The sequence below is a fragment of the Pseudomonas sp. fls2-241-R2A-110 genome (genome assembly GCF_030209165.1).
In the GTDB taxonomy this organism is placed as follows: domain Bacteria; phylum Pseudomonadota; class Gammaproteobacteria; order Pseudomonadales; family Pseudomonadaceae; genus Aquipseudomonas.
The window spans coordinates 117056-129347 of sequence record NZ_JARVSN010000011.1; the positions used below are offsets into that span (position 1 = coordinate 117056).

13 protein-coding genes are annotated in these 12292 nt (G+C 62.8%); 4 read left to right on the forward strand and 9 right to left on the reverse strand.

The genetic code is table 11. The features are described 5' to 3' along the window. Positions 1-60 precede the first annotated feature (60 nt). From QRN31_RS10495 to cbiE, 9 genes are all read right to left on the reverse strand, one after another. Entirely contained in the window at positions 61-2178 is a 2118-nt protein-coding gene (locus QRN31_RS10495; RefSeq protein ID WP_285431865.1) for a TonB-dependent copper receptor, read from the reverse strand. Between the two features lie 240 nt (positions 2179-2418). Next, a complete protein-coding gene (locus QRN31_RS10500; protein ID WP_285431866.1) occupies positions 2419-2868 on the reverse strand; it encodes a DUF2946 domain-containing protein in 450 nt (149 codons plus the stop codon). A gap of 20 nt (positions 2869-2888) precedes the next feature. Then, entirely contained in the window at positions 2889-3368 is a 480-nt protein-coding gene (locus tag QRN31_RS10505) for a copper chaperone PCu(A)C (protein ID WP_285431867.1), read from the reverse strand. A gap of 48 nt (positions 3369-3416) precedes the next feature. Continuing rightward, positions 3417-3815: a DUF2946 domain-containing protein gene (locus tag QRN31_RS10510; protein ID WP_222589591.1), complete on the reverse strand. Its 399-nt coding sequence runs from the start codon at positions 3813-3815 to the stop codon at positions 3417-3419. 98 nt (positions 3816-3913) lie between these two features. After that, positions 3914-4204 carry an addiction module antidote protein gene (locus QRN31_RS10515; RefSeq protein WP_285431869.1) on the reverse strand — a complete coding sequence of 97 codons (291 nt, stop codon included), beginning with the start codon at positions 4202-4204 and terminating at the stop codon, positions 3914-3916. Positions 4205-4207: 3 nt separating this feature from the next. Next, positions 4208-4510 (reverse strand): type II toxin-antitoxin system RelE/ParE family toxin, encoded by a 303-nt coding sequence (locus tag QRN31_RS10520; protein ID WP_285431871.1) that lies wholly within the window; start codon positions 4508-4510, stop codon positions 4208-4210. A 192-nt stretch (positions 4511-4702) separates the two neighbouring features. Continuing rightward, the gene (locus tag QRN31_RS10525) at positions 4703-5431 is read right to left on the reverse strand and encodes a cobalt-precorrin-6A reductase (RefSeq protein WP_285431872.1); all 729 of its coding nucleotides are present in this window, start codon (positions 5429-5431) and stop codon (positions 4703-4705) included. Continuing rightward, positions 5428-6525, reverse strand: a complete 1098-nt coding sequence (locus QRN31_RS10530; protein WP_285431874.1) for a cobalt-precorrin-5B (C(1))-methyltransferase — start codon at positions 6523-6525, stop codon at positions 5428-5430. Before QRN31_RS10530 ends, QRN31_RS10525 begins: the two co-directional genes overlap by 4 nt. Next, complete coding sequence (gene cbiE / locus QRN31_RS10535; protein WP_285431875.1) at positions 6518-7729, reverse strand: precorrin-6y C5,15-methyltransferase (decarboxylating) subunit CbiE; 1212 nt, start codon at positions 7727-7729, stop codon at positions 6518-6520. Before cbiE ends, QRN31_RS10530 begins: the two co-directional genes overlap by 8 nt. A 144-nt stretch (positions 7730-7873) precedes the next feature. Between cbiE and cobG the strand changes: the two genes are divergently transcribed. From cobG to cobJ, 4 genes are read left to right on the forward strand one after another with little or no spacing between them, the layout of a single operon-like run. Further along, positions 7874-9181 (forward strand): precorrin-3B synthase, encoded by a 1308-nt coding sequence (gene cobG, locus QRN31_RS10540; protein ID WP_285431876.1) that lies wholly within the window; start codon positions 7874-7876, stop codon positions 9179-9181. Next, the gene (locus QRN31_RS10545; protein ID WP_285431877.1) at positions 9174-9800 is read left to right on the forward strand and encodes a precorrin-8X methylmutase; all 627 of its coding nucleotides are present in this window, start codon (positions 9174-9176) and stop codon (positions 9798-9800) included. Before cobG ends, QRN31_RS10545 begins: the two co-directional genes overlap by 8 nt. After that, positions 9800-10531 carry a precorrin-2 C(20)-methyltransferase gene (locus QRN31_RS10550; RefSeq protein WP_033063954.1) on the forward strand — a complete coding sequence of 244 codons (732 nt, stop codon included), beginning with the start codon at positions 9800-9802 and terminating at the stop codon, positions 10529-10531. The genes QRN31_RS10545 and QRN31_RS10550 overlap by 1 nt, the downstream gene beginning before the upstream one ends. Continuing rightward, positions 10531-12234, forward strand: a complete 1704-nt coding sequence (gene cobJ / locus QRN31_RS10555) for a precorrin-3B C(17)-methyltransferase (protein ID WP_285431879.1) — start codon at positions 10531-10533, stop codon at positions 12232-12234. The genes QRN31_RS10550 and cobJ overlap by 1 nt, the downstream gene beginning before the upstream one ends. The last annotated feature ends 58 nt before the right edge of the window (positions 12235-12292 follow it).

The following is a 12292-nucleotide window of genomic DNA, read 5'->3' on the forward strand; positions in this document are numbered from 1 at the left end:
CAACCGATCGCGAGCAGGCTCGCTCCCACCTCGACGGTGGTGAACCTGCCCGCGATGCTTTTAGAAACTCATGTCCACCTTGGTCCAGAGCGTTCGCCCCGGTTCCTTGATGGCCTGCGGGTCATTGGCCGGGTAGCCAAAACCGGCATTGCCGGCCAGGTTCAAGTGCTCGGCGTAGGCCTTGCCGAAGAGGTTGTCGACGCCTGTGCTGACCCTCCAGTGCTTGTCGATCCGGTACGCACCGTTGAGCGAGAACACGCCAAACCCCGGGGTTTTGCCGAAGTCCTTGCCCACCACGTTGCCCTTGTTCTGGTCGATGCGGTTTTGCGCCGCGACCACCCGCCACAAGGCCCCGGCGCTCCAGTTTTCTTCGCTGTAGGTCAGGCCGAAACGGGCATCCAGTGGCGGCATTTGTGGCAGTGCGGTGCCGTCGCTGCTGTTCTTGCCCCAGGCGTACGCCAGCGTTGCATCAGTCTTCCAGTTGGAGGTCAGTTGATATGCCGCGCCGAGCTCACCGCCCATGATTCGAGCGTCGATGTTCTCGGCTTGCGAGGTGGTGCCCATTGGCGTCGGGGTGTAGTTGAACAGGATGTAATCGCGCACTTGCCCGACGTAGCCCGAAGCCCAGGCTTGGAGGTCTTCGGTCTTGTATTGGAGGCCGAAGTCGAGCTGGGTGGTTTTTTCCGGTTTGATCGAATCGAAGGCATTCACCGAACCTGCGGGGCCGGACTGGGGTGAAAACAGCTCCCAGTAATCCGGGAAACGTTGGGTGTGGCCCAGGCCTGCGTACAGCGTGGTCGGGCTGTCGGCCAGGTCATGTTCGTAACGGATGAAACCGCTCGGCAGGGTGTCGGCGCGGGTTTCGTCGGCGGTCGGGTTGGGGCGGGTCATCATTCCCGAGCCCGTGGTCTGCCGATAATCCTTGGCCGAGGCGCGGTCCAGGCGTGCGCCGCCGATCACTCGATCACGCTCGGCGGCGTACCAGGTCAGTTCGCTGAACACGCCGTAGTTATGGAAATCGGCATCCTCGGTGTACGGCAGGTCCTTGTAGACGTCGATGCCCATGGCGCTGCGCTGGCGATGCTCGCTGGTCTGCGCGTCGATGCCGCTGATCAACTGCACATCGGCCCAGCGCCAGGTGGCCTTGATCCGCGCGCCGAGGGTGCGGCGGTCGACGTTGGATGCCATCGGGCCGCTCATCATCCCGGTGCCGGACGGCGTGCGCAGGGTGTAGTTGTCCATCACATGGTCGGCGTAGTTGTAGTAGATCTGCGCTTCGACCTTGTCCAGCACGTCACCAATGTTCGACTTCTCGAAGCGCAGTCCGAGGCTCTCGCGCTTGAATTGCGAGCCGTCCATGCCACGCCCGGCGTAACGCGCTTCACCGTGGCCCTTGCCGGCGGTCAGTTCCAACAGGGTGTCGGCGTCGGGCGTCCAGCCGAGCGCGACATCACCGTTCCACTTTTCATAACGTGACGGCACGGTGTCGTTGTTGCCGTCCCGGTAGTCGTCGGCGTGCGCGGTGTTGCCGATCACCCGCACGTAACCGAGCGGCCCGCCGGCAGCAGCGTCCACCAGTTTGTCAAAACGGCCGTTGGAACCGGCCAATACGCTGGCGTTCACCCGAGTGCCGAGTTCGCCGAAGTGTTCCGGCTCCCGGTCGAAGAGGATGGTTCCGGCTGATGCGCCAGGTCCCCAGAGCACGGTTTGCGGTCCCTTGATGACGGTGAGCGTGTCGTAGGTTTGCGGCGAGATGTAGGAGGTTGGCGCGTCCATCCGCCCAGGGCAGGCCCCGAGCAACTGGCCGCCATTGGTGAGGATGTTCAATCGCGAGCCGAACATGCCGCGCAGCACCGGATCGCCGTTGGTGCCGCCGTTGCGCACCTGGGCAAAGCCGGGGATGGTTTTCAGGTAGTCGGCACCGTCGCTGGCCGGCACGGGTTGGCGCGGGTCCTTGGGGTTGGTGACGATGGTCAGCGGAGAACTCGGCGCAATGGCAGTGATGACCGTCGGGCTCAGTTCTTCACTGTGGCTCGCGTGTTCATCAGCGTGCACCATCGGTGTCAGCAGGGCACCGCAAAGGACGGCGGTGGCGTGCCTGAAACGAATGCTCGATTCGTTCGGGGCAAAAGAAGCTTGGGCAGGGCTCAAGCGTGTGTCAGCAGAAAACCTGGACATGACAATTTCCATCGAACAGTCGTAAACGACACGGCGACAACCAGCGCAATTCCGGAGAGTCAAGGCGATCCATGTGGGAGCGAGCTTGCTCGCGATAGCAGACTGACAGGCAACGCATGTGTCGAATGCGCAACCGTCATCGCGAGCAAGCTCGCTCCCACAGGAACTCGGTGTTCAACTTAACTAACCGGTATTGAGCTTTGGCTGTCTTCGAAACCGTGTGCAATCAGAGGTGGGTGTTTACGCGACGATGGGCGGGGCGCGGGTGCGAGCGCCGGGGAAGAAGGTTGGCCGGGCATGACCCAGGCGAGGGGACGGGGCGGTGTAGGTGGTGGCTGTTGGCGTATCGAAGGCGACGAAGGACTGGCCGCCGGTCAGCGCAGGGCAATTGAACAGCAAACTGCAATAGCCACATTTTTCCCAGAGCGCGTGATGTGAGGCGGTGGGAGGGCAATGCTCGGCGGCGGGTTGCGCGCCGTGGTCGGCGTGTTCCATCGCCGACATGTCCATGCTCATGTCCATCGACATGCTCATGGTCATCGAGGACGCGCGTTGATCCATCGGCATCGACTGAGAAATCAGCGGGCCGATAAAGATCATCAACATGGCGAACAAGCTGATCCAGCTGCCGCGCGTCAGCCCAGGAGACTGAAGACGGTGTGTGGATCGCCTGGCGCTAGACGGGCGCATGGCGTTTTCTGCTCAGTCGATTACTGGGCGTGAGCGTGCATCTGCATCTCTTCTGGTGGCTTTTTCTGCACCGCGACGTCGACTGTCACGTCCCCGGCTTTTTCGAAATGCATCGTCAGCGGGAACCGTTTGCCATCGCTCAGCAGGCTGCGATCTTTGAGGTTCACCAGCATCACGTGATAGGCCATCGGCGCAAACGTGACGGTGCCACCGGCAGGAATGTCGACGCTCGGCACCTGCTGCATTTTCATCAGGTCGTTTTGCATGACGTGCTCGTGCAACTGGGCTTCGCCTGCAATCGGCGAATCGACGCTCAGCAGGCGGTCAGCCGCCTTGCCTTTGTTGTCGATCACGAAGTACGCCGCAACGGTTGGGGCATTGGGTGGCAGTTCTTGCGACCACGGGTGCGCGATCTCCAATTCTCCCGCTTTGTATTCATGGGCATTGGCAAAGCAGGCAGGCAGCAGCAATGCGGCCAGAACGATGAGTTTGTTCAACATGGCAGTTCTCCAGAGCGATTCAAAACGCAGGTCAATTGCGAGACGAAATCACACCAGAGGGGAAGCGCGGGGGTTGAGACTCGGCCATTGCTGGCGCGGAGTGGGGGTGTCGAGCGAGGCGGCGGGCAGGCTTCGATTGGCCTCGAAACGCGTGTAATACAGCTGTGGCGTGTGCCCCGGCAATGCCACCAACGGCGCAGAACCTGAACAACACCAGCAATGCTGCATATTGGAATGATCGTCGTTTTGCGGCGCTTTCTGTTCGATGTCGCCCAGGGAAATCGCCACCATTTTGGTGCCGCTGGACGTGCAGAAACTGCCCCACAACAACTGCTCGGCAGGCGATTTCGCCGACTGCGCCATGGCTCCTGTCATCGGCATGGCGAGCATGTTGAACAGCACTGCGAAGCAGGCGATCCAGGCAATTGCAAGCCGTTGTCGGGACATGGAAGACATTCCGTTGGGTGGGAGATCAGGCGCGGCTATTTAGCCTGATCAGGGCCGATAAGTAAAAAAGCAGCGTGCGGTGTGGTGTCGCAGCGCGATCACCGCGTCGTGGCATGCAAGCGCAGGCCCAGTGCTTTCATAACCTTCATGATAGTCGCGAATTCTGGATTGCCAGTGCTTCCCAATGCTTTGTACAAACTTTCACGACCCAGGCCTGCATCGCGGGCAATCTGGGTCATGCCCTTTGCTCTCGCTATGTCATTAAGGGCGGCGCGTATGAGTACTCCGTCGCCAGCATCCTCTTCAAAACAGGCGTCCAGGTAGGCGGCCATTTCTTCGGGTGTTTTGAGAAATTCGGCGGCATCGAAACGGGTGAATTGTTCGGTCATGATTTACTCCTCATTTCCGATATTTTGCGCCATTTGAATTGCGCGTTTGATGTCTCGTTTTTGAGTGGACTTGTCACCACCCACCAACAGCAGATAAACCACCTCCCCTCGGCGGGTAAAGTACATCCTGTAGCCTGGACCGCAGTGCACTCGCATTTCATAAACAGCCCCGCCTACCGGTTCGCAGTCACCGAAGTTTCCATGCTCGGCAGCTCGGAGCCTTGCGATGATCCGAGCTTTACCAGTGGTGTCTCTCAGTAAATCAAGCCAGTCGGCAAAGGTGTGGGATTGCTCGAAGTCAATCATGTTTGATCGTATTCCGTGGGATACAAGTTGGCAAGCCACACTTTACTCGGGCCGAATTTAGTCTTCCCTTAGGATTCAAAGGTGGGTCTGCTTATTAGGATCAGAGGCACGGACTATAAGATTGAAGCCATGGAGCGGATAGCCGGATACGTCCGAGAGTTTTGCCAGCAAATTCGCAAAGAGATGGATGTCTCAGGAATCGTCTGACACGTGCAGTACATTCAGCACTTCAGTCACCGACCTAAACTCCCGATCCACCCCCGGCAACACCGGCCGCTGCAACACTATCACCGGCACCCCGCGTTCCCGCGCCACTTCCAGTTTCGGCTCCGTCGCGGTGCTGCCGCTGTTCTTGCTGATCAGCACATCAATCTGCCGGCGTTCAAACAGCTCCCGTTCGTCTTCGATCAGAAACGGGCCGCGTGCGCCGATGACTTCGCAGCGTTCGTTGCCGGGGTAAACGTCCAGGGCGCGCAAGGTCCAGAATTGCTCCGGGGGGATTTCGTGCAGGTGCTGCAACGGTTCGCGGCCGAGGGTGAACAGCGGTCGATGGAAGGGTTTCAAGGCTTCGATCAGCTCGGGCCAATCGCGGACGTCTCGCCAGTCATCGCCGACCTGTGGCTGCCAGGCGGGACGTCGTAACGCCCAGCAAGGAATGCCCGACAACTGTGCGGCGGTCACGGCGTTCTGGCTGATTTGTGCGGCGTAGGGATGGGTGGCGTCCAGCAGCAGATCGATTCCTTCCTCGCGAATGAACTGCGTCAGGCCTTCGGCGCCGCCATAACCGCCGACGCGCACCTGGCAGGTCAAGTCCGTTGGCACCCGTCCGACACCGGCCAGGCTGTAGATGTGCTGCGGCCCCAGGGTCCGGGCGATGGCCAGGGCTTCGGTGACGCCGCCGAGCAACAACATGCGCCTCATTGAAAAGCTCCCGCATGGCCGACAATCCCGCCCTGGCGATCGATGGCAAAGACTTCAACCTGGACCTGCGCCGGCACCACGCTGCGGGCAAACTCCAGCGCGTGCTGGCACACCGCGTCACCGAGGGCGATGCCCGCCGCGCTGGCCATCGCCAAGGCTTGCTGGCTGGTGTTGGCCTCGCGAATCCCTTGCTGCAATGCCTCGTCGGCGCCAATCGCGGCGGCCCATTCGGCCAGTTGCGGCAGGTCGATGCTCGAATGTCGGCTGTGCAAATCCATATGCCCGGCCGCCAATTTGCTGATCTTGCCGAAGCCGCCACACAGGCTGAGTTTATCCACCGGGACTTTGCGCAGGTGCTTGAGGACGGCGCCGACAAAGTCGCCCATTTCGATCAGGGCGATTTCCGGCAAGTCGTAGACCCGGCGCATGGTGTCTTCGCTGGCGTTACCGGTGCACGCGGCGATGTGCAGGTAGCCATTGGTCTTGGCGACGTCGATGCCTTGATGGATCGAGGCGATGTAGGCCGCGCAGGAAAACGGCCGGACAATGCCGCTGGTGCCAAGAATAGACAGCCCGCCGAGAATCCCCAGTCGCGGGTTCATGGTTTTCAGGGCCAGCGCTTCGCCGTCCTCAACGTTGACGGTGACCTCGAAGCCGCCGGTGTAGCCAAGTTCTGCAGCCAAAGACGTCAGATGATCGGTCATCATCTTGCGCGGCACTGGGTTGATCGCCGGCTCGCCGACGCCCAGCACCAGGCCCGGTCGGGTGACAGTGCCGACGCCACGCCCGGCTTTGAATTGAATGCCGGGCTCGGGGCTCAGTCGCACCTGGGAATACAACAGCGCGCCGTGGGTCACGTCGGGGTCATCGCCCGCGTCCTTGATCGTCCCGGCTTCGGCACCGTTATCGATCAGGCGACAGAACTCCAGGCGCATCTGCACCTGCTTGCCCTTGGGCAAAATGATCTCTACGGCGTCAGCGCTCACCCCGGTCAGCAACAAGCGAGCCGCCGCCAGGCTGGTGGCCGTGGCGCAGCTGCCGGTGGTCAGGCCACTGCGCAGAGGGGCAGGTTGCTCGGCGGTTTCGTCACGCATCGAAAGGCTTCGTCACATCCAGCAGGGTAATCGGCAACGCCTGTCGCCACGTGTCGAAGTCCCCCAGCGGCTGGGCCTGAGCGACGTGGATGCGGGTCAGTTCGCCGCCATGGCGTTCACGCCAGGCCATCAGGGTCACTTCGCTTTGCAGCGTGACCGCGTTGGCGATCAGCCGGCCACCGGGTTTGAGTTGCGCCCAACAGGTGTCGAGCACGCCCTCGCGGGTGACGCCGCCGCCGATGAAGATCGCATCCGGACGTTCGAGCCCTGCCAGCGCCAGCGGCGCACTGCCGCGAATCAATTGCAGGCCAGGGACGCCAAGGGCGTCGCGGTTGTGTTCGATCAATAATTGCCGGCCTTCATCGGCTTCGATGGCCAGTGCCCGGCAGGTCGGGTGGGCGCGCATCCATTCGATGCCGATCGAGCCGCTGCCGGCGCCGACATCCCACAGCAGTTCGCCGGGCACCGGTGCGAGGCGTGCCAGGGTGATGGCGCGCACGTCGCGCTTGGTCAATTGACCGTCGTGCCGGAAAGCCGAGTCGGGCAGGCCGGCCAGTCGCGACAGGCGCGGCGCCTCTGGATCGGCGATGCACTCGATGGCGATCAGGTTCAGATCGGCGACCGATGGATCGTTCCAGTCATTGGCGACGCCATCGATACGTCGTTCGTCAGCACCGCCCAGATGTTCCAGCACACTGAGACGGCTCGGGCCGAAACCGCGCTCACGCAGCAGCGCTGCGACAGTGGCCGGGCTCTGTGCGTCATTGCTCAGCACCAGCAACCGTACGCCGCTGAACAACTGTGCGTTGAGTGCGGCGACCGGGCGAGCCACCACCGAAAGCGTCACGACGTCCTGCAATGGCCAGCCCATTCGCGCCGCCGCCAGCGAGCAGGAGGACGGTGCGGGCAGGACCTGCATTTCGTCGCTGGGCAGTTGCCGGGCGAGGCTGGCGCCGACACCGAAGAACATCGGATCGCCGCTGGCCAAGACACAGACCGGTTCCCCGCGCTGCGCCAGGACAGGGTCAAGGGAGAATGGGCTGGGCCACAACTGCCGCGCACCGCGAATGCACACGGGCAGCAAATCCAGCTGCCGCTGCCCGCCAATGATCCGCGAAGCGCGCAGCAGGGCATGCCGGGCGTTTCTGCCCAGGCCCTTGAAGCCGTCTTCACCGATTCCCACTACTGTCAGCCACGGTGACATCTGCCGTCCTCAAAAAAAGTCCTCAAACGGACTGTTCCGACGGGCAGGCTTTTCATGCCGTCGAACAAAGCAGGCATAATACCGCGCCTTCGCCCGCGAAGCGCCTTTCCCACACAGCCGGTCGCCCCCTTGAACGAACGTCCGATGTCCACAGCCTTACGCCCCTCGGCCTGCCCGGGGTTGCTGCGTATCGTCCAGGCATTGGATGGCGGCATTTGCCGGATCAAATTGAATGGCGGCTCGATCAGTGCGGCGCAGGCCGACGCGGTGGCAGAGGCCGCCGAGCGCTTTGCCGGCGGCGTGATCGAGGCAACCAACCGCGCCAACCTGCAGATTCGCGGGATCGGCAGCGAACACCGTGCATTGATCGACAGCCTGATGGCCACCGGACTGGGCCCAAGCAGCGCTGGCGGCGACGATGTGCGCAACCTGATGCTCAGCCCGAGCGCCGGCATCGATCAGCAGATGCTGTTCGACACGCGTCCGCTGGCCGGGCAGATCCTTGCCACGCTGCAAAACCATGCACGCTTTCACGACCTCAGCGCCAAATTCGCCGTGCAACTCGACGGCGGTGAAGGTCTGGCGATGCTCGAACATCCCCATGATCTGTGGTTGTCCGCCACCGAGCGCAACGGCGAGCGCGTCTTCGCCTTCGGCTTGGCGGGATGCCCGGCGGACCTGCCGGCGGGCGCGGTGTCGCTGGAGCAGGGCCACGCGTTGGTGGTCGCGGTGCTGGAGCTGTTTCTGGAGTGTGCGCGCCCCGAGCAGACCCGCATGCGGCACTTGCTCGGCGAATGCTCGCTCGACCTGTTTCTCGCCCGCCTGGCCGAGCGCGTGCCATTGAAGTCCATCGAGGGCTGGCAGCGCACAGTCAGCTCAAATGTCTTGCACATCGGCGCGCATCCGCAGCGTGATGCCGGGCATGTCTATATAGGCGCGGTGCCGCCGTTGGGCCGCCTCAATCCCTCGATGCTCAGGGGCGCAGCGCAACTGGCGCGAGAGCGCGGCGACGGCAGTCTGCGTTTCACACCTTGGCAAAGTCTGTTGTTACCCGGTGTCCCCGTCGATGAGGCGGCGCACGTTATCCACAGCCTCGAACAGCTCGGCCTGCGCTGCTCGGCCGATGATGCCCTGACGCATTTGATTGCCTGCACCGGCTCGACCGGCTGCGCCAAAGGCCTGGCCGACACCAAGGGCGATGCCCGGCAGTTGGCGGCGTTGCTGCAAGGCCATGGCAAGACCCCGGATGTGCATGTGTCCGGTTGCCCGCGTTCCTGCGCGGCGGCGCACAGTGCGCCGATCACCTTGCTGGCGGTTTCACCCGGTCACTACGACCTCTATTTTCGCGATGCAGCGCAGCCGGGTTTCGGCGCGCTGCACGCACGCAACCTTACTATTGAAGCGGTCGCGGCCTTGCTCGACGACCGCTCACGGAGCCCCCTAGATGCTTGATTACATCCGCGACGGTCAGGAGATCTATCGCAACTCCTTCGCGATCATTCGTGCCGAGGCCAACCTTGAGCGCATTCCGGCCGACCTGGAAAAACTCGCGGTGCGGGTGATCCACGCGTGCGGCATGGTCGATGCGATCGACGGTCTGCAATTTTCTGACGGCGCGGGCAAGGCCGGGCGTGATGCGCTGGCCGCTGGCGCACCGATTCTGTGTGATGCGCGGATGGTGTCTGAAGGTGTGACCCGCACGCGCTTACCCGCGAACAATCAAGTCATCTGCACCCTGCGCGACGACAGTGTTCCGCAGCTGGCCCTTGAGCTGGGCAACACCCGCTCCGCCGCTGCGCTGGAGCTGTGGCGTCCGCACCTGGAAGGCAGTGTGGTGGTGATCGGCAACGCGCCAACGGCGCTGTTTTATCTGTTGGAAATGCTCGACGCCGGTGCACCAAAACCGGCGCTGATTCTTGGCTTTCCGGTGGGCTTCGTCGGCGCCGCCGAATCGAAAGCAGCGCTGGCGGCGGACAGTCGCGGTGTGCCGTTTGTCATCATGCAGGGCCGGCTGGGTGGCAGTGCCATGGCCGCCGCCGCCGTTAATGCCCTCGCCACGGAGATCGAATGATGCAGCAGCCTGGACGCTTGATCGGCCTGGGCGTCGGCCCCGGTGACCCGGAACTGATTACCGTCAAAGCCCTGCGCCTGTTACGCGAATCACCCGTGGTGGCGTACTTCGTTGCCAAGGGCAAAAAGGGCAACGCCTTCGGCATCATCGAAGCGCATTTGCAGGACGCGCAAACGCTGTTGCCACTGGTGTATCCGGTGACCACCGAAGCGTTGCCGGCGCCGCTGTCGTACGAGCAAGTGATCAGCGATTTTTACGATGCGGCGGGCGAAGAGCTCGCCGCGCACCTGGACGCTGGCCGAGACGTGGCGGTGATCTGCGAAGGCGATCCGTTCTTCTATGGCTCCTACATGTACCTGCACGATCGTCTGGCCGAGCGTTATGAGGCCGAAGTGGTGCCGGGTGTCTGCTCGATGCTTGGTGGCGCTTCTGTCCTGGGCGCGCCGCTGGTGTATCGCAATCAGAGCCTGTCAGTGCTGTCCGGCGTGCTGCCTCACGATGATCTCAAGCGTCGTCTGGCGGATGCCGATGCGGCGGTGATCATGAAGCTGGGGCGCAACTTTCCCAAGGTCCGCCAGGTGCTCGAAGAACTCGGCCTGGCGCAGCGTGCGCTGTACGTCGAGCGCGCGACCATGGCCAATCAGAAAATCGTGCCGCTGGATCAGGTCGAACCAATGTCCTCGCCGTACTTCTCATTGATCATCGTTCCCGGCGAAAGGTGGCAAGGCTGATGTCCCGTCCAGTTCCGGCCATTGTCATTCTGGGCAATGGCAGCCTTGCCACTGCGCGCAAGATTGCGCAGGTGTACCCCGGCGCATTGATCCATGGCCTGGCCGAGCGGGTTGAAGGCGCCGACCGCGTTTATCACGAGTTTGGCGCGACCTTGCGTGAGTTCTATCAACAGGACATCCCGATCATTGCCTTGTGCGCGGCCGGCATCGTCATCCGCACCCTGGCACCGTTGCTGCTGGAAAAAGGCGCCGAGCCGCCGGTTCTGGCCGTGGCCGAAGACGGTAGCGCGGTAGTGCCGCTGCTGGGCGGTCTGGGTGGCGTGAACGTCATGGCGCGGGAAATCGCCGCCGGGCTCGACGTCTCTGCGGCCATCACCACCAGCGGCGAATTGCGCTTCGGTACGTGCCTGCTCAATCCACCGAGCGGTTACACGCTGGGCGATCTGGAGCTGGGCAAACGCTTTGTCTCGGACCTGTTGGCGGGCCAACCCGTGCGCATCGAAGGCGCTGCGCCCTGGCTGGCGCAAGCGCAGTTGCCGGAAGATCCCGAGGCCGCGTTGTCGATCCACATCGGCAGTGCCGAGCGCGCCCCAGCGGCCAATGAATTGATGATCTACCCGCGCAGCGTGCTGGTGGCTGTGAGTGGCGAAATCACGCAGGTGCCGAGCGCCATTCGCACGGCGCTGCGGCAGGCGAACATCGCCGTGCAATCGTTGGCGTGCCTGCTCGCCAGCGAGCAGCAGATGGCCAACCCGGCGTTGCGTGAGGCAGCACTTGAGTTGGGCGTGCCGCTGCGTTTTGCCTCGGTTGGCGGCGACGCCAACGTACTGGCCCGTCACGCGCTGCCGGACGCCGCCATCGTTTCGCAGGGCAACGGCCTGGCGATTGCGCTGGCCAGCCAGCCGCTGGACGTAGCGCAGATCGGTCGTGCGCGCGGGCGTCTCGCGGTGATCGGTCTGGGCCCGGGTGCCGCCGAGCTGATGGTGCCGGCGGTCAAGGCTGAACTGGCGCGCGCCAACGATGTGCTCGGTTACGAAACCTACGTGCGCATGGCCGGTCCGTTTCGTGATGATCAGGTGCTGCATTGCACCGACAATCGCGAGGAAATGCAGCGCGCTCGCCATGCATTCGAACTGGCCGCTCAAGGGCGCTCGGTGGTGGTCGTATCGTCTGGTGATCCTGGCGTGTTTGCGATGGCCGCTGCTGTGCTTGAAGCGTTGCATGAATCGAGTGAGCCGAACTGGCATAGCGTTGATCTGGAAATCCTTCCGGGCGTCTCTGCGTCGCTGGCGACGGCGGCCCAGGCCGGTGCGCCGTTGGGGCATGACTTCTGCGTCATGTCGCTGTCGGACAACCTCAAGCCATGGGCAATCATCGAAAAACGCCTGGACCTGGCGTCTCAGGCCGATTTGGCGCTGGCGTTCTATAACCCGATATCCCGTTCCCGCCCGTGGCAATTGGGCCGTGCGCTGGAGATTGTCGCGCAGCACCGCACCGCTGAAACGCCGGTGGTATTGGGGCGGGACATCGGCCGTCCGGGGCAGACCCTGCGTGTAATCACGTTGGGGCAGCTGACCCCGGATCAAGTGGACATGCGCACCATGGTGCTGATCGGTTCCTCGACAACCTGCACCTTCCCTCGTGCCGAGGGTGGCCAGTGGGTGTATACGCCACGCTGGTACGGCGACAAGCCAGCTGGTTAAGCCATCGCGGCCAGCCCGGCTGGCCGCAACTTCCCTTTCAGTGCGTAGGATTTTTCAC